Origin of the sequence: Winogradskya humida (genome assembly GCF_016862215.1) — a bacterium.
GTDB classification, from domain to species: Bacteria; Actinomycetota; Actinomycetes; order Mycobacteriales; family Micromonosporaceae; genus Actinoplanes; species Actinoplanes humidus.
Window position 1 is genome coordinate 90,668 of record NZ_BOMN01000027.1, and the last position, 17,410, is coordinate 108,077.

Annotated in this window: 13 protein-coding genes; all 13 read right to left on the reverse strand. The window is 66.9% G+C overall.

The annotated features are described in order from the left end of the window. Positions 1-99: 99 nt before the first annotated feature. Positions 100-1,293, reverse strand: a complete 1,194-nt coding sequence (gene tuf, locus Ahu01nite_RS11245; protein WP_203836409.1) for an elongation factor Tu — start codon at positions 1,291-1,293, stop codon at positions 100-102. A 119-nt stretch (positions 1,294-1,412) separates the two neighbouring features. Further along, positions 1,413-3,509, reverse strand: a complete 2,097-nt coding sequence (gene fusA, locus Ahu01nite_RS11250; RefSeq protein WP_212995686.1) for an elongation factor G — start codon at positions 3,507-3,509, stop codon at positions 1,413-1,415. Between the two features lie 109 nt (positions 3,510-3,618). Next, positions 3,619-4,089 (reverse strand): 30S ribosomal protein S7, encoded by a 471-nt coding sequence (rpsG, locus tag Ahu01nite_RS11255; RefSeq protein WP_203836410.1) that lies wholly within the window; start codon positions 4,087-4,089, stop codon positions 3,619-3,621. Position 4,090: 1 nt separating this feature from the next. Continuing rightward, positions 4,091-4,465, reverse strand: a complete 375-nt coding sequence (gene rpsL / locus Ahu01nite_RS11260; RefSeq protein ID WP_014440718.1) for a 30S ribosomal protein S12 — start codon at positions 4,463-4,465, stop codon at positions 4,091-4,093. A 429-nt stretch (positions 4,466-4,894) separates the two neighbouring features. Further along, positions 4,895-5,368: a DUF4190 domain-containing protein gene (locus Ahu01nite_RS11265; RefSeq protein WP_239158772.1), complete on the reverse strand. Its 474-nt coding sequence runs from the start codon at positions 5,366-5,368 to the stop codon at positions 4,895-4,897. 91 nt (positions 5,369-5,459) lie between these two features. After that, positions 5,460-5,774: a hypothetical protein gene (locus tag Ahu01nite_RS11270; RefSeq protein WP_203836500.1), complete on the reverse strand. Its 315-nt coding sequence runs from the start codon at positions 5,772-5,774 to the stop codon at positions 5,460-5,462. 130 nt (positions 5,775-5,904) lie between these two features. Then, positions 5,905-9,795 (reverse strand): DNA-directed RNA polymerase subunit beta', encoded by a 3,891-nt coding sequence (locus Ahu01nite_RS11275; protein WP_203836411.1) that lies wholly within the window; start codon positions 9,793-9,795, stop codon positions 5,905-5,907. Positions 9,796-9,887: 92 nt separating this feature from the next. Further along, positions 9,888-13,328 (reverse strand): DNA-directed RNA polymerase subunit beta, encoded by a 3,441-nt coding sequence (gene rpoB, locus Ahu01nite_RS11280; RefSeq protein WP_203836412.1) that lies wholly within the window; start codon positions 13,326-13,328, stop codon positions 9,888-9,890. Positions 13,329-13,946: 618 nt separating this feature from the next. Continuing rightward, on the reverse strand, positions 13,947-14,324 hold the full coding sequence (rplL, locus tag Ahu01nite_RS11285) for a 50S ribosomal protein L7/L12 (protein ID WP_203836413.1): 378 nt from the start codon (positions 14,322-14,324) through the stop codon (positions 13,947-13,949). 55 nt (positions 14,325-14,379) lie between these two features. Continuing rightward, complete coding sequence (gene rplJ, locus Ahu01nite_RS11290; protein WP_203836414.1) at positions 14,380-14,925, reverse strand: 50S ribosomal protein L10; 546 nt, start codon at positions 14,923-14,925, stop codon at positions 14,380-14,382. 266 nt (positions 14,926-15,191) lie between these two features. Continuing rightward, the gene (locus Ahu01nite_RS11295; RefSeq protein WP_203836415.1) at positions 15,192-15,887 is read right to left on the reverse strand and encodes a hypothetical protein; all 696 of its coding nucleotides are present in this window, start codon (positions 15,885-15,887) and stop codon (positions 15,192-15,194) included. Then, entirely contained in the window at positions 15,884-16,627 is a 744-nt protein-coding gene (locus tag Ahu01nite_RS11300) for an ATP-binding cassette domain-containing protein (RefSeq protein WP_203836416.1), read from the reverse strand. Before Ahu01nite_RS11300 ends, Ahu01nite_RS11295 begins: the two co-directional genes overlap by 4 nt. A 66-nt stretch (positions 16,628-16,693) precedes the next feature. Beyond that, entirely contained in the window at positions 16,694-17,407 is a 714-nt protein-coding gene (rplA, locus tag Ahu01nite_RS11305; protein ID WP_203836417.1) for a 50S ribosomal protein L1, read from the reverse strand. Between the last annotated feature and the right edge of the window lie 3 nt (positions 17,408-17,410).

The following is a 17,410-nucleotide window of genomic DNA, read 5'->3' on the forward strand; positions in this document are numbered from 1 at the left end:
GCTGCCAGAACTGCAAAGGCAACCAACCACCCTGCGCGGACGCAACCTGACTAGTATGCCGTATCGAACCCGGCAACGCTAATCGGGGTCACTGTTAACTCAGACGTTGATCTTCGTGACCGTTCCGGCGCCGACGGTGCGGCCACCCTCACGGATCGCGAACTTCAGGCCCTGCTCCATAGCGATCGGCTGGATCAGCTTGACCGACATGCTGGTGGAGTCGCCCGGCATGACCATCTCGGTGCCCTCGGGCAGCGTGACGACGCCGGTGACGTCCGTGGTGCGGAAGTAGAACTGCGGGCGGTAGTTCTGGAAGAACGGGGTGTGCCGGCCGCCCTCTTCCTTTGAGAGGATGTAGACCTGGCCCTCGAACTCCGTGTGCGGGGTGCTGGACCCCGGCTTCACGACGACCATGCCACGCTCGACGTCCTCGCGCTTGATACCACGCAGCAGGAGGCCGACGTTCTCACCCGCGCGGGCCTCGTCGAGCAGCTTGCGGAACATCTCGATGCCGGTGCAAACGGTCTTGGTCGACTTCTCGCGGATACCCACGATCTCGACCTCCTCGTTCGGCTTGAGGATGCCGCGCTCGGCCCGGCCGGTGACGACCGTGCCACGACCGGTGATCGTGAAGACGTCCTCGATGGGCATGAGGAACGGCTTCTCGACGTCACGCTCGGGCTGCGGGATCGCGGTGTCAACCGCGTTCATGAGCTCCAGGAGCTTGGCGCTCCACTCGGCGTCGCCCTCGAGCGCCTTCAGCGCCGAGACGCGCACGACCGGCAGGTCGTCGCCCGGGAACTCGTACGTGCTGAGCAGCTCGCGGACCTCGAGCTCGACGAGCTCGAGGAGCTCCTCGTCGTCGACCATGTCGCTCTTGTTCAGCGCCACGACGATGTACGGAACGCCGACCTGGCGGGCCAGGAGCACGTGCTCCTTGGTCTGCGGCATCGGGCCGTCGGTCGCCGCGACCACCAGGATCGCGCCGTCCATCTGCGCGGCACCGGTGATCATGTTCTTGATGTAGTCCGCGTGGCCGGGGCAGTCCACGTGCGCGTAGTGACGCGACGCGGTCTGGTACTCGACGTGCGCGATCGAGATCGTGATACCCCGGGCCTTCTCCTCCGGCGCCTTGTCGATCTCGTCGAAGGGGGTGTAGGGGTTCAGGTCCGGGTACTCGTCGTGCAGGACCTTCGTGATGGCCGCAGTCAGCGTCGTCTTACCGTGGTCGATGTGACCAATGGTGCCGATGTTGACGTGCGGCTTAGTCCGCTCGAACTTCGCCTTCGCCACTGGTGTCCTCCTGTGGACTGTGGTTTTCTTCGCTCCCGGCACGCCCGATAAGGCGCTGGGGACTCTGTCGACTGCTCGTGCGCGTGCGGCCCTCGACGGACCGCACGCGCCTCAACGCATCAGGCGCCGGTGGCCTTCGCGATGATCTCCTTCGCCACGCTCTGAGGAACTTCGGCGTAGGAGTCGAACTGCATGCTGTAACTCGCCCGGCCCTGCGTCTTCGACCGGAGGTCGCCGACGTAGCCGAACATCTCCGACAACGGCACCAGGGCCTTGATGACGCGGGCGCCGGAGCGCTCTTCCATCGACTGGATGATGCCACGACGGGAGTTCACGTCGCCGATGACATCGCCCATGTTGTCCTCGGGCGTGGTGACCTCGACGGCCATCATCGGCTCGAGAAGAACGGGGTCGGCCTTGCGGGCCGCTTCCTTCATCACGATGGAGCCGGCGATCTTGAACGCCATTTCCGACGAGTCGACCTCGTGGAACTGACCGTCGACCAGTGTCAGCTTGACACCGACCAGCGGGTAGCCCGCGAGCACGCCGTACTGCAGCGAGTCCTGCGCACCGGCGTCGACCGAAGGGATGTACTCCTTCGGGATGCGACCACCGGAGACCGCGTTGACGAACTCGTAGGTCGGGCCGTCCGCCTCGAGCGGCAGGGGCTCGACCGTGACGACGACCTTCGCGTACTGGCCGGAGCCACCGGTCTGCTTCTTGTGGACGTAGGTGAGCTTCTCCACGGTGCCGCGGATCGTCTCGCGATACGCCACCTGGGGCTTACCGATGTTGGCCTCGACGTTGAACTCGCGGCGCATGCGGTCCACCAGGATGTCCAGGTGGAGCTCGCCCATGCCGGCGATGACCGTCTGACCGGTCTCCTCGTCGTTGAAGACGCGGAAGGTCGGGTCCTCTTCGGCCAGGCGCTGGATCGCGGTGCCCAGCTTCTCCTGGTCCGACTTGGTCTTCGGCTCGATGGCCACCTGGATGACCGGCTCCGGGAACGTCATCGACTCGAGGATCACCGGGTTGGCCGGGTCGCTCAGCGTGTCACCGGTGGTGGTCTGCTTGAGACCCTGCACGGCGATGATGTCGCCGGCCTGCGCCGTCGGACGCTCTTCGCGCTTGTTGGCGTGCATCTGGTAGATCTTGCCGATCCGCTCCTTGCGGTCCTTGGTGGAGTTGACCACCTGGGAACCGGAATCGAGCGTGCCGGAGTAGACCCGGACGTACGTCAGCTTGCCGAGGTGCTTGTCCGTCTGGATCTTGAAGGCCAGGCCGGAGAAGGGCTCGCTGTTGGAGGGCTTACGCAGCATCGGCGTCTCGCCGTCCGGCGCGGTGCCCTCGATGGCCGGGACGTCCAGCGGCGACGGGAGGAAGTCCACCACGGCGTCGAGCATGGGCTGAACGCCCTTGTTCTTGAACGCCGAGCCGCACAGCACCGGGTTGGCCTTGCTGGCGATCGTGGCGCGCCGGATGGCGTCCTTGATCTCCACCTCGGTCAGGCTCTCGCCGTCGAGGTACTTCACCATCACGGCGTCATCGACGTCAGCGAGCGTCTCGATGAGCTTCTCGCGCCACTCGGTGGCCGAGTCGAGCAGATCCGCGGGGATCTCCTCGATGGCGTAGTCGTCACCCTTGGCGGTCTCGCCACGCCAGGTCAGCGCGCGCATACCGATCAGGTCGACGACACCGATGTGGTCGCCCTCGAGGCCGATCGGGATCTGCAGCACCAGGGGGGTGGCGTTGAGCCGGTCGATCATCATCTGCACGCAGCGGAAGAAGTCCGCACCGGTGCGGTCGAGCTTGTTGACGAAACACATACGCGGGACGTGGTACTTGTCCGCCTGGCGCCAGACGTTCTCGGTCTGCGGCTCCACGCCGGCCACACCGTCGTACACCGCGACGGCGCCGTCGAGCACACGCAGCGACCGCTCGACCTCGACCGTGAAGTCGACGTGGCCGGGCGTGTCGATGATCTGAATCGTGTAGCCCTTCCACTCGCACTTCGTGGCGGCGGAGGTGATCGTGATGCCGCGTTCCTGTTCCTGTTCCATCCAGTCCATGACGGCCGCGCCCTCGTGGACTTCACCGATCTTGTACGTGATGCCGGTGTAGAACAGGATGCGCTCGGTCGTCGTGGTCTTACCAGCGTCGATGTGCGCCATGATGCCGATGTTGCGTACCTTGGCGAGCGCGTCTGCGGCAGCCACTGCAATCCCTACTCTTCGTCGTCGTATCGACTTTGTTCCCGCGGGATGCCGCGGGGAGCCGGATCGACCGGTGTCCCGGCCCGGCGGTTGCCGGACCGGTAACAGGGTCCTACCAGCGGTAGTGCGCGAAGGCCTTGTTGGACTCCGCCATCTTGTGGGTGTCCTCGCGACGCTTGACAGCGGCGCCGAGACCGTTGCTCGCGTCGAGCAGCTCGTTCTGCAGCCGCTCGATCATGGTCTTCTCGCGACGGGCCTTGGAGTACTGCACCAACCAGCGCAGGCCCAGGGTGGTCTGGCGCGGGGTGCGCACCTCGACCGGCACCTGGTAGGTCGCGCCACCGACGCGGCGGCTGCGGACCTCGAGGGTCGGCTTGACGTTGTCCATGGCGCGCTTGAGCGTCACCACGGGGTCGGTGCCGCTCTTCTCCCGGGCACCCTCGAGGGCACCGTAGACGATGCGCTCGGCGAGCTGACGCTTGCCGCCCACGAGGATCTTGTTCACCAACTGGGTGACAAGCGGGGAGTTGTAAACCGGGTCCGCAACCAACGGGTGGCGCGGAGCGGGGCCTTTACGCGGCATATCAGCTCTTCTCCTTCTTCGCGCCGTAACGGCTGCGGGCCTGCTTGCGGTTGCGGACACCCTGGGTGTCCAGCGAACCACGAACGATCTTGTAGCGGACGCCCGGGAGGTCCTTCACTCGACCGCCACGCACGAGCACGATCGAGTGCTCCTGCAGGTTGTGGCCGACGCCCGGGATGTACGCCGTCACCTCGATCTGGCTGCTGAGCTTCACACGAGCGACCTTGCGCAGCGCAGAGTTCGGCTTCTTGGGGGTGGTGGTGTACACGCGCGTGCACACGCCGCGCCGCTGAGGACTTCCCTTCAGCGCCGGCGTCTTGGTCTTACTCGTCTTCGCCTGTCGGCCCTTTCGGACCAGCTGCTGGATCGTGGGCACCGGGTTTCTCCGCTCCCTTCGGCCGCCCTTCAGCGGCCGCAACGTCTTCGTTTTGCCTGGTGTGCGCACCGACCCTGGGGGTCGGCCCGCACCCGCGGTCGGGCGTGTCGTCCGGCTCACGGTCCCGCCACACGCGGTTGCGCGTAACGAGTTCTGTCATTGTCGGGCTCAGCCCGTCGTGCTCATCGCCCCGTCGTTCTACAGACTCGGGCGCACGCACGAGTTGCCCGGGCGAGCCCGGGCGCAAGGGGAAAGAGTACCCACCATTAGCACGCAGGTCAAAACGAGAGGCTCGAACATGAGCAGCTCAGACCAACCAGCTTGACGATGGACATCTCCGCTTAGCAAGTGTACCGGGTCTTCCTGGGACGCAACGCCGCGGTGCCGGTTTCCCGCAGCTGGCCCCAAGATGACCTCACAAGGGCGGCCTCAGGATGACTGCAACACCACTACCAACAGCAGAGTCAGGACCGCAATTCCCGCTCCCGCACCACCACACCAGATGCCCGCGAGCGCCACACCGCCGCCCGTGAAGCGCACGCGACCGGCCTGGCCTGAGCGTTTGATCTGGCGCCGCGCCGCCAGACCCACCGTGATCGCACCCCCACCGGCTATGGCACTGAGCAGAGCGAATGCCCCGGCCACCAGCGCACCCCACCCCTGCGACGACCCGGCCAGGCCGAAGCAGAGCACCAGGGTGGAGACCAGGATCGCTGCGATCCCCGCCGCGAGTGCGCCGACGGCGAGGCCGGACGTGATCGGCGGCACCCTGAGCTGCACCAGGCCGAACTCGGTGCCGGGCACGGGGTCGACCCGCTCCGGGGTCCACGCCTCTCCCGCCTTGGGCGCCATCACCACCGGCTGCCCCGGCTGCCCGGGCCACGAACCTGGCTGTTGCGTCACCAGCTGTCCCTCTCGACCGCGTTCCCATACGTGCATGACGAGCATGTCACCCGAACGTGGCACAGCGCAGCCCGAGGGACGCCGGACGGGCTCAGTCGGTGCCGGGGGCGAAGTCCTGGCCGCCGGAACTCCCGGCGAAATGCAGCAGACCGGCGATGACGGCGACGACCAGCGCGGTCAGCGCCAGGACTATGCCGGCCCAGGCCAGCGCGCGGCCGCGGCGCACCCATCTGGCGCCGAGCAGGTAGCCGCCCGACGCGTAGTGCTCGCGGGAGACCTGCCGGGCGAGCAGCAAGGCGATCGTGGCCGGGATCACGCCGCCGATGAACGGGCCGGTGAGCAGCGCCACCAGTCCGAGGGCGAAGACGGCCCGCGCCTTGGTGGCGGGCACCGGCTCCGGGTCCATCGGATGGCGGGTGGGTGCGGCGGAGACAGGGAGCGTCACCGCTCCATTCTAGGAGCACGAGGAACGCCGAAGGGCGCCCGCGCGATGCGCGGACGCCCTTGGCTCAACAGCTCAGATCAACAGCAGGAGATCAGCGGTACGACCCGAAGTCGAAGTCGTCCAGCGGAACTGCCTGTCCACTGGCCGGCCCGAAGCCGTAGTCGGTCTCGGGGTACCCGGTCATCGAGTACACCTTGGCCTTCGCCTCCTCGGTCGGCTCGACCCGGATGTTGCGGTACTTGCTGATGCCAGTACCCGCCGGGATGAGCTTGCCGATGATGACGTTCTCCTTGAGGCCCACCAGCGAGTCGCTGCGCGAGTTGATCGCAGCGTCGGTGAGCACCCGGGTGGTCTCCTGGAAGGAGGCCGCCGAGAGCCAGGAGTCGGTCGCCAGCGAGGCCTTGGTGATACCCATGAGCACCGGACGACCGGCGGCGGGCTCGCCACCCTCGCCGACGATCCGGCGGTTCTCCGACTCGAAGAGCGCCCGGTCGACCAGCACGCCGGGGAGGAACTCCGCGGCACCCGAGTCGATCACCGTCACCCGCTTGAGCATCTGGCGGATGATGATCTCGATGTGCTTGTCGTGGATCAGCACACCCTGCGAGCGGTAGACCTGCTGGACCTCGGCGGTCAGGTGGACCTGAACCGCGCGCGGGCCCATGATGCGCAGGAGCTCGTGGGGGTCGATCGTGCCCTCGGTCAGCTTCTCGCCGACGGCCACGTGCCCGCCGTCGGGGATGCGCAGCTTGACGCGCTTGGAGATCTTGTCGTACACGATCTCCTCGCTGCCGTCGTCCGGGATCACGACGATCTTCCGCGAACGCTCGCCGTCCTCGATGCGCACGCGACCGGGGGTGTCGGCGATGGGCGCCTTACCCTTCGGCACGCGAGCCTCGAAGATCTCCTGCACACGGGGCAGACCCTGGGTGATGTCCTCACCCGCGACACCACCGGTGTGGAAGGTACGCATCGTCAGCTGCGTTCCCGGCTCACCGATGGACTGGGCGGCGATGATGCCGACGGCCTCGCCGATGTCGACCGACTTGCCGGTCGGCAGCGAACGGCCGTAGCAGGCCGCGCAGACGCCGAGCTTCGACTCACAGGTCAGGACGCTGCGCACCCGGACCGTCTCGACGCCGGCCGCGACGAGCGCGTCCACCATGATCGAGTTGAGGTCGTCGCCACGCGACACCACCCGCTTGCCCTGGGCGTCGTCGATGTCGTCGGCCAGCGTGCGGGCGTGCACCCCGGTCTCGGCGTGCACGTGCACCAGGAGCGTGCCGTCCGGCTCGCGATCGGCGACCTGCATCGGGATCGCGCGGTCGGTGCCGCAGTCCTCCTCGCGGATGATCACGTCCTGCGAGACGTCCACCAGACGACGGGTCAGGTAACCCGAGTCGGCGGTACGCAGCGCGGTGTCGGCCAGACCCTTACGGGCACCGTGCGTGGAGATGAAGTACTCCAGGACGGTCAGGCCCTCGCGGTAGGACGAGGTGATCGGGCGCGGGATGATCTCGCCCTTGGGGTTGGCCACCAGACCACGGATCGCGGCGATCTGACGGAGCTGGAGGAGGTTACCGCGAGCGCCGGAGTTGATCATGACCCAGAGCGGGTTCTCCTGCGGCAGCGCGAGCTCCATCTCCTTCGAGATGTCCTTCGTCGCGTTGGTCCAGATGTCGATGAGCTCGCCGCGACGTTCCTCGGCGGTCATCAGGCCACGCTGGTACTGCTTGTCGATCCGGTCGGCCTCGCCCTGGTACCGCGCGATGATCTCAGGCTTGCGCGGGGGGCCGATGACGTCGCCCATACCGATCGTCACACCGGACCAGGTGGCCCAGTGGAAACCGGCCTCCTTGAGCGCGTCCAGGGTCGCCGCGAGGGCGACCTTCGGGAAGCGCTCGGCGAGGTCGTTGACGATTGCGGAGAGCTGACCCTTGCGGATCTCGTAATTCACGTAGCGGTAGCCCGGGGGCAGCGTCTCGTTGAAGATCACCCGTCCCAGGGTGGTCTCGACGAGCAGCTTCTCGCCCGAGGTCCAGTCCTCCGGCTGCTCCCACTTCGCGTCCTTGGCGCCGTTGTCGACACCGATGATCTCCTGCAGGCGGATCTTCACCTTGGCCTGCAGGTGCAGCTCGCCGTTGTCGAACGCCATCCGAGCCTCGGCGTCCGAGCTGAAGACCCGGCCCTCACCCTTCGCACCCTTGGTGAGGTGCGTCAGGTAGTAGAGGCCGATGACCATGTCCTGGGTGGGCATGGTGACCGGCTTGCCGTCGGCCGGCTTGAGGATGTTGTTCGACGAGAGCATCAGGATCCGCGCCTCGGCCTGGGCCTCGGCGGACAGCGGCACGTGGACCGCCATCTGGTCACCGTCGAAGTCGGCGTTGAACGCCGTACAGACGAGCGGGTGGATCTGGATCGCCTTGCCCTCGACCAGCTGCGGTTCGAAGGCCTGGATGCCGAGGCGGTGCAGGGTCGGCGCGCGGTTCAGCAGCACGGGGTGCTCGCTGATGACCTCTTCGAGGACGTCCCACACGACCGGGCGCTGACGCTCGACCATCCGCTTGGCCGACTTGATGTTCTGCGCGTGGTTAAGGTCCACCAGCCGCTTCATCACGAACGGCTTGAACAGCTCCAGCGCCATCTGCTTGGGCAGACCGCACTGGTGCAGCTTGAGCCGCGGGCCGACGACGATGACCGAACGGCCGGAGTAGTCGACGCGCTTGCCGAGCAGGTTCTGACGGAACCGGCCCTGCTTGCCCTTGAGCATGTCGGACAGCGACTTGAGCGGGCGGTTGCCCGGACCGGTGACCGGCCGGCCACGGCGGCCGTTGTCGAACAGTGCGTCGACGGCCTCCTGCAGCATCCGCTTCTCGTTGTTCACGATGATCTCAGGGGCGCCCAGGTCGATCAGGCGCTTGAGGCGGTTGTTGCGGTTGATGACCCGGCGGTACAGGTCGTTCAGGTCGCTCGTCGCGAACCGGCCACCGTCGAGCTGCACCATCGGGCGCAGGTCCGGCGGGATGACCGGGACGCAGTCCAGGACCATGCCCAGCGGCGAGTTGCGCGTGTTCAGGAACGCCGCGACAACCTTCAGACGCTTGAGCGCGCGGATCTTGCGCTGGCCCTTGCCCGTGCGGATGATCTCGCGCAGGTTCTCGGCCTCGGCGACCAGGTCCATGTTCTGGAGCAGCGCCTTGATGGCCTCAGCACCCATGCCACCGGTGAAGTACTCACCGAAGCGGTCCCGCAGCTCGCGGTAGAGCAGCTCGTCGGTGACCAGCTGCTTCGAGTCGAGCTTGCGGAAGGTGTCGAGCACCTCGTCGAGGCGGTCGATCTCGCGCTGCGCCTTGTCACGGATCTGGCGCATCTCGCGCTCGCCAGCCTCCTTGACCTTGCGGCGCACGTCAGCCTTGGCACCCTCGGCCTCGAGTTCGGCCAGGTCCTGCTCCAGCTTGGCGGCGCGCTTCTCGATCTCCGAGTCGCGGCTGTTCTCGGACTGGCGCTTCTCGGCGAAGATCTCGTTCTCGATGGTGGACATGTCGCGGTGACGCGCCTCGGCGTCAACGCTCGTGATCACGTACGAGGCGAAGTAAATGATCTTCTCGAGATCCTTGGGCGCCAGGTCGAGCAGGTAGCCCAGGCGGCTCGGCACACCCTTGAAGTACCAGATGTGCGTGACCGACGCGGCGAGCTCGATGTGGCCCATGCGCTCTCGACGGACCTTGGACCGGGTCACCTCGACGCCGCAGCGCTCACAGATGATGCCCTTGAACCGGACCCGCTTGTATTTTCCGCAGTAGCACTCCCAGTCGCGCTGAGGGCCGAAGATCTTCTCGCAGAAGAGTCCGTCCTTCTCAGGCTTCAGGGTGCGGTAGTTGATCGTCTCGGGCTTCTTGACCTCGCCGTGCGACCACTGGCGGATGTCGTCAGCGGTGGCCAGGCCGATGCGCAACTCGTCGAAGAAGTTGACGTCCAGCACTTGGTCTATCCCTCGTGTTTCCTTGCTCGGATGAATTCCAGGCCGGCGGGGGGCGTCCCCGGCGAGAAGAAGCTCACCGGGGACGCTCTCCGTCAGATCTCTTCGACGCTGCTGACGCCCTCGTTCGGGCGCCGGGACAGGTCGATGCCGAGTTCCTCCGCGGCCCGGAAGACCTCGTCGTCCGTCTCGCGCATCTCCAGGGCCACGCCGTCGCTGGAAAGCACCTCAACGTTCAGGCACAGCGACTGCAGCTCCTTGAGCAGCACCTTGAAGGACTCGGGGATGCCCGGCTCCGGGATGTTCTCGCCCTTGACGATTGCCTCGTAGACCTTCACGCGGCCGAGAACGTCGTCGGACTTGATGGTCAGCAGCTCCTGCAGTGCGTAAGCCGCACCGTAGGCCTGCATCGCCCAGCACTCCATCTCGCCGAACCGCTGGCCACCGAACTGCGCCTTACCACCCAGCGGCTGCTGCGTGATCATGGAGTAGGGGCCGGTCGAACGAGCGTGGATCTTGTCGTCGACCAGGTGGTTCAGCTTCAGGATGTAGACGTAGCCGACGGAGATCGGGTCGGGCAGCGGCTCGCCGGAGCGACCGTCGAAGAGCTGCGCCTTGCCGTCACCGTTGACCAGCCGCTTCCCGTCACGGTTGACGAGAGTCGACTCGAGGAGACCCTTGATCTCCTCTTCCTGCGCGCCGTCGAAGACCGGGGTCGCGACGTTCGAGTCCTTGGGGGACTCGTGCGCCTCGATGGCCCGCAGCTGACGCTTCCACTCGGAGTCGTCGCCCTCGACCTCCCAGCCGGTCTTGGCGATCCACCCGAGGTGGGTCTCCAGAACCTGGCCGATGTTCATACGCGAGGGCACACCCAGCGGGTTCAGCACGATGTCGACCGGGGTGCCGTCCTCCAGGAACGGCATGTCCTCGATCGGCAGGATCTTCGAGATGACACCCTTGTTGCCGTGCCGGCCGGCGAGCTTGTCGCCGTCCTGGATCTTGCGCTTCTGTGCCACGTAGACGCGAACGAGCTCGTTCACGCCCGGGGGCAGCTCGTCGCCGTCCTCGCGGGAGAAGGTCCGGACGCCGATGACCGTGCCGGTCTCGCCGTGCGGAACCTTCAGCGAGGTGTCGCGGACCTCGCGCGCCTTCTCACCGAAGATCGCGCGGAGCAGCCGCTCCTCGGGGGTGAGCTCGGTCTCGCCCTTGGGCGTGACCTTGCCGACCAGGATGTCGCCGGGCACAACCTCGGCACCGATCCGGATGATGCCGCGCTCGTCCAGGTCAGCGAGCATTTCCTCGCTGACGTTGGGGATGTCGCGGGTGATCTCTTCCGGGCCGAGCTTGGTGTCACGCGCGTCGACCTCGTGCTCCTCGATGTGGATCGAGGTGAGCACGTCCTGCTGCACGAGGCGCTGCGACAGGATGATCGCGTCCTCGTAGTTGTGGCCTTCCCAGCACATGAACGCGACGAGCAGGTTGCGGCCGAGGGCCATCTCCCCCTCGTCGGTACACGGACCGTCGGCTACGACCTGGCCGGCCTCGACCCGGTCGCCTTCGAAGACGACGGGCTTCTGGTTGACACAGGAGCCGGCGTTGCTGCGACGGAACTTGTGCAGCAGGTACGTACGGCGGTGGCCGTCGTCCTGGTGGACCGTCACGTAGTCGGCGCAGAGGTCCTCGACCACACCGCCGACCTCGGCCACGACCACGTCGCCGGCGTCGACCGCGGCACGGTATTCCATGCCGGTGCCGACCAGCGGCGCCTCGGCCTTGACCAGCGGCACCGCCTGACGCTGCATGTTCGCACCCATGAGGGCGCGGTTGGCGTCGTCGTGCTCGAGGAACGGGATCATCGCCGTCGCGACCGAGGTCATCTGTCGCGGCGAGACGTCCATGTAGTCGACGTCCGTGCCGGGCACGTAGTCGACCTCACCGCCCTTACGGCGGACCAGGACGCGATCCTGTGCGAACGTGTTGTCCGCGGCGAGCGTGGCGTTCGCCTGCGCCTTGATGTACCGGTCTTCCTCGTCCGCGGTGAGGTAGTCGACCTGGTCGGTGACCACGCCGTTGTCCACCTTGCGGTACGGGGTCTCGACGAAACCGAACGGGTTGACCCGCGCGAACGTCGAGAGAGCACCGATCAGGCCGATGTTCGGGCCTTCCGGCGTCTCGATCGGGCACATCCGGCCATAGTGGGACGGGTGCACGTCACGGACCTCGAAGCCGGCCCGCTCACGGGACAGACCACCCGGGCCGAGCGCGCTCAGCCGGCGCCGGTGGGTCAAGCCCGCCAGCGGGTTGGTCTGGTCCATGAACTGCGACAGCTGCGACGTGCCGAAGAACTCCTTGATCGCAGCCACCACGGGGCGGATGTTGATCAGGGTCTGCGGCGTGATCGCCTCGACGTCCTGCGTCGTCATGCGCTCGCGGACAACCCGCTCCATGCGGGAGAGGCCGACGCGAACCTGGTTCTGGATCAGCTCGCCGACGGTACGCAGGCGACGGTTGCCGAAGTGGTCGATGTCGTCGGCCTCGTAGCCTTCCTCACCGGCGTGCAGCCGGCAGAGGTAGTCCACGGTCTTGACGATGTCTTCCTCGGTGAGCGTGCCGCGGACGATCGGTACGTCGATGTCCAGCTTCTTGTTGAACTTGTAACGGCCGACCTTGGCGACGTCGTACCTCTTCGGGTTGAAGAAGAGGTTGTCGAGCAGGGTCTGCGCGTTCTCCCGGGTCGGGGGCTCGCCGGGACGGAGCTTGCGGTAGATGTCGAGCAGGGCCTCGTCCTGCCCGCCGATGTGGTCCTTCTCGAGCGTCGTCATGAGCAGCTCGGACCAGCCGAACCGCTCCCGGATCTGGTCCGCGGACCAGCCGATCGCCTTGAGCAGGACGGTGACTGCCTGCCGGCGCTTGCGGTCGATGCGGACACCGACGGTGTCGCGCTTGTCGATGTCGAACTCGAGCCAGGCGCCCCGGCTCGGAATGACCTTGACGCTGGAAAGGTCACGGTCGGAGGTCTTGTCCGGCTCCTTGGTGAAGTACACGCCCGGCGAACGGACGAGCTGACTCACCACGACGCGCTCGGTGCCGTTGATGACGAACGTCCCCTTGGGGGTCATCATCGGGAAGTCACCCATGAACACGGTCTGGCTCTTGATCTCGCCAGTGGTGTTGTTGGTGAACTCCGCGGTCACGAACAGCGGTGCGCAGTAAGTCAGGTCCTTCTCCTTGCACTCCTCGATCGAGGCCTTGACCTCGTCGAAGCGCGGAGCGGAGAAGGACAGTGACATGGTGCCGGAGAAGTCCTCAATGGGACTGATCTCCTCAAGGATCTCTGCGAGGCCCGAGTGGGCGTGCGGATCGTCCGTCGTGCGGGTCTGCCAAGCCTCGTTACCCACCAACCAGTCGAACGAGTCCGTCTGGAGGGCAAGGAGGTTGGGGACCTCAAGCTGCTCTTGGATCCGGCCGAACGAGATACGGCGGGGAGCGTAAGCGCTCGACGTACGGCTGGTCTTCGCAGGGCGGGAAGCTGCCAAGATGCGTCCTTCCGAGGACCGGTGCTGCTGATGCGGCTGAGCTGCTGATGCAACTGCTGCGCTGTCTACTGCCCTGGGCACTCCAATGGACCCCCAGGAAATCATCCTGATGGATGTCCCTGCAGGGCTCAAGGCAGAAGGCAGCGCAAACTAGCAGTGTAGCCGCTCGGCTAACCGCTGTCCAGCCCACACCTGAGGGTGCCTGCGGAACACGTCCCGAACGCCTCTGACCTGCACCTTTATCGGTGCTCCCCGGTCAGTGCCTCAGCGGGACCGCTCAACGCGGCGTGCTGCCCTCCGGTGCCGGTCCGCAGGAGCCGACAAAATCTCGGCTGCCCTTGGACGGCTGTCGCAAGCGCGGAAACTTGCTGATGTCAGCGTGCCTGTCAGCGGACACACAGTCAAGGGTTGTGCCGCGGGTCGAACGTGTGCCGTCGTCCCGCAGACGCCGCGCTGCGCCTGAGAATCAGCATAAAAGATGATTGGCCGTTTTCGTCAGTCGTCCATCCGACCGCCGAAGAAACGGCTCCTGACCTGCGGTTCTATCGGGATGCGCGAACGAGCGGAGACCCTGTGAAGGGTCCCCGCTCGTGCGAGGTGGTGCGGTGGAGCCTCAGGTCACTTGAGGGTGACCTTGGCGCCCTCGCCCTCGAGCTTGGCCTTGGCAGCCTCGGCCTTCTCCTTGTCGACACCCTCGAGGATCGCCTTGGGGGCGGCCTCAACGGCGTCCTTGGCCTCCTTGAGGCCCAGGCCGGTCAGCTCACGCACGACCTTGATGACCTGGATCTTCTTGCCACCGTCGGCCTCGAGGACGACGTCGAAGGAGTCCTTCTCCGGCTCCGCCTCGGCGGCGACGGCGGCCGGGCCGGCAACCGCGACGGGCGCGGCGGCGGTGACCTCGAAGACCTCTTCGAACTGCTTCACGAACTCGGAGAGCTCGATCAGGGTCATTTCCTTGAACGCGTCGAGCAGCTCGTCGGTGCTGAGCTTCGCCATGTCTGGCAACCTTTCGTTGGTTCTGTGGGTGTTAAGTCACTCCGCGCGGGCCGAATCAGGCCTCGGCGGAACCGTCCTGCGCGCGCTTGTCCTGCAGCGCAGCCGCAAGACGTGCGACCTGGGCGAGCGGGGCCTGGAACGTGGCCGCTGCCTTGGTCAGGTTGCCCTTCATGGCGCCGGCCAGCTTGGCCAGCAGCACCTCACGGGACTCGAGGTCAGCGATCTTGCTGACCTCGGCCGCCGAGATGGCCTTGCCCTCGAAGACGCCGCCCTTGATCACCAGGGCGGGGTTGGTCTTGGCGAAGGCACGAAGGCCCTTGGCCGCCTCGACCGGGTCGCCGCTGACGAACGCGAGCGCGGTAGGACCGGCGAAGAGCGCGTCGAGACCATCGATGCCCGCATCGGTGGCAGCACGCTTCGCGAGCGTGTTCTTCGACACGGAGTACTTGGTCTCGCGGCCGAGGGTGCGACGCAGTTCACTGATCTGGGCAACCGTGAGACCGCGGTACTCGGTCAACAGGGTGGCCGACGAGTTACGGAACTGCTCCGTGAGCTCGGCAACGGCAGAGGCCTTATCGGCCCGGACCGGCTTGTCCGCCATGTCCCTCCTTTCAATGCTCGAAGATCCGCTGGTGAGATAGCGGGCCCGAACATGAGAAACGCCCCGGCGCAGGGCGCACGGGGCGGGACATGGGCACCAGAGGCGCCTTCATGATCACGAACCGTTCTCCCCTGCGCGGGTCGCCCGCATGTCGCGGGACCTTCGTCCGAACCTGCCGTCTTTCGACGGGGAATCGGATACCAGCGGTCTATGGGTGGAACTCTGAGTCAGAGGTTACGCGGAGAAGCGCCCGGATCCAAATCGGCTCACGAGCGCCGGCGCCGGACCGCGGCGTACCCGGCGAGAACGGCACCGCACCACACGACCGCCCAGCCGACGAGCAGCAGGAAGGCCCCTGGGCTGGGCACGGGCACCTCGGCGAGCGCGCGGGAGACAGCCATCACCGGCGGCACGGACCAGGGTGCGATCGAGCCTCGTAGCCCCAGGACGACCACGAGCACCGACCCTGTGACGAGCACCACGACCCCATTGCGGACCGTACGCGTAACCGCCCGGCAAGCAACCGACCCCAGCGCCACCCCCGCCCCCAGCGCCAGCACATGCGCGAGCACCCCGAGCCCGACACCGGCGACGATCGAGGTCTCCCCCGGCTTCGGTGGACCGATCGCGCCCATGACCAGCGGAACAGCGATCGCCACGACGGTGAACGCCAACCCGGCCGCAACGGCAGCCAGAGCGCCCGCGGCGGACTCCCGGGCAGCGCCCACGGCGACGCGGGCGAGGCGGCGCTGGACGTCCGGCTCGGCGTCCAGGACCACCTTGGTGAGCCAGGCGAAGACCGGGAACAGCATGGCCGCCGAATATCCGTAGGCGGAGGCAGCCGGCGACTGGCCGCCGCCGTGGATGATGCCGAGCACCACGAGCCCGGCGATCAGGGGTGCGAGGATCCGGCCACCGCGGACGAGGGCCACGAGGCGCATCCGAGCCAACGCGATCGTCATGCGCGCTCCTCGCGTACCCGGAGAATGCGATGACCCTCGGCACTCAGCCGGGCCATCAGCTGGTCTGCCTCCGCTCGTGGGACGGCGAGCTCGAGAATGACGTCCTCCGGGACCGGCTCCGGGGCAGGGACTCCGGTGACCACCGTGCCGTTCTGCACGCTCCAGCGGATCGCGCCCGGCAGCGACGCGATCTCGCCGCGATGATCGCTGATCAGAACCGCTCCCCCGGCACCGGTCACCTCGGCGACGATCTGCGGGACCAGGGTGCGGGCTGCGGAGTCCAGGCCCTCCCACGGCTCGTCCAGGACCAGCAGACCCGGCGGGACCAGGAGTGCCTGGGCGAGGCCGACCTTCTGCGCCGTGCCCTTGGAGAGCGCGCCCAGCCGGATGTGGCGGTGCTCACCGAGACCGAGCCGCTCGATCCAGTGATCGATCTCGGACCGGCTCCGCGGCCCGCGCAGACCTCGCAGGGCCGCCATCGCGGTCAGATACTGCTCGGTGGTGAACGGCTGGTCGGCGGGGAAACGCTCGGGGACCCAGCCCACGACCGGCGGTCGATCCAGGACCGCACCACGCACCGGCTCCAGGACGCCGGCGGCCAGCTGAAGGAGGGTCGACTTGCCCGCGCCGTTGCGGCCCAGCACGACCACCGTGGCGCCGGGGTCGACGGTGGCAGTCACTTCCGTGAGCGCCCAGCCCGCGCGGCGCGCGTAGCGGAACCAGATCCGGTCGAATCGCACGCGGGCAGCCTCGCACAAAAAAGCCCCCGGGGATGTCCCCGGGGGCTTTCATGACAAACGGTGCGATCAGGCGTCAGCGTTGTCGCGGAGGTTCTTGACGACCTTCGGGTCGACCGGCACGCCGGGGCCCATCGTGGTGCTGACGGTGACCTTCTTGAGGTAGGTGCCCTTGGCGGCCGACGGCTTGGCCCGCAGGACCTCGTCGAGCACCGCGCTGTAGTTCTCGAGGAGCTGCTCGGCCGAGAACGACGCCTTGCCGATGATCAGGTGCAGGTTGGAGTGCTTGTCCACCCGGAACGTGATCTTGCCGCCCTTGATGTCGGACACGGCCTTGGTCACGTCGACGGTGACCGTGCCGGTCTTCGGGTTGGGCATGAGGCCACGGGGGCCGAGGATCCGGGCGATCCGGCCGATCTTGGCCATCTGGTCCGGGGTGGCGATCGCGGCGTCGAAGTCGAGCCAGCCGCCCTGGATGCGGGCCACGAGCTCGTCCGTGCCGACCTCGTCCGCACCGGCGGCGACGGCCTCTTCAGCCTTGGCGCCCTGGGCGAAGACGATGACGCGGGCGGTCTTGCCCGTGCCGTGCGGCAGGTTGACGACGCCACGGACCATCTGGTCAGCCTTACGCGGGTCGACACCGAGGCGCATGGCGACCTCGACCGTGGCATCGAACTTGGCGGTGCTGCTGCCCTTGGCCAGGGACACGGCCTCGGCGGGCGCGTAGAGCGAGTCGAGGTTGATCGACTCGGCGGCCTTGCGGTAAGCCTTGCTGCGCTGCATTTT

Coding starts and splice junctions, on each gene's coding strand:
- rplL (WP_203836413.1), bottom strand. CDS start 14,324: ATGGCGAAGCTCAGCACCGACGAGCTGCTCGACGCGTTCAAGGAAATG.
- rplA (WP_203836417.1), bottom strand. CDS start 17,407: ATGCAGCGCAGCAAGGCTTACCGCAAGGCCGCCGAGTCGATCAACCTC.
- Ahu01nite_RS11295 (WP_203836415.1), bottom strand. CDS start 15,887: ATGACGATCGCGTTGGCTCGGATGCGCCTCGTGGCCCTCGTCCGCGGT.
- rpsG (WP_203836410.1), bottom strand. CDS start 4,089: ATGCCGCGTAAAGGCCCCGCTCCGCGCCACCCGTTGGTTGCGGACCCG.
- Ahu01nite_RS11270 (WP_203836500.1), bottom strand. CDS start 5,774: ATGGACCCGGAGCCGGTGCCCGCCACCAAGGCGCGGGCCGTCTTCGCC.
- rplJ (WP_203836414.1), bottom strand. CDS start 14,925: ATGGCGGACAAGCCGGTCCGGGCCGATAAGGCCTCTGCCGTTGCCGAG.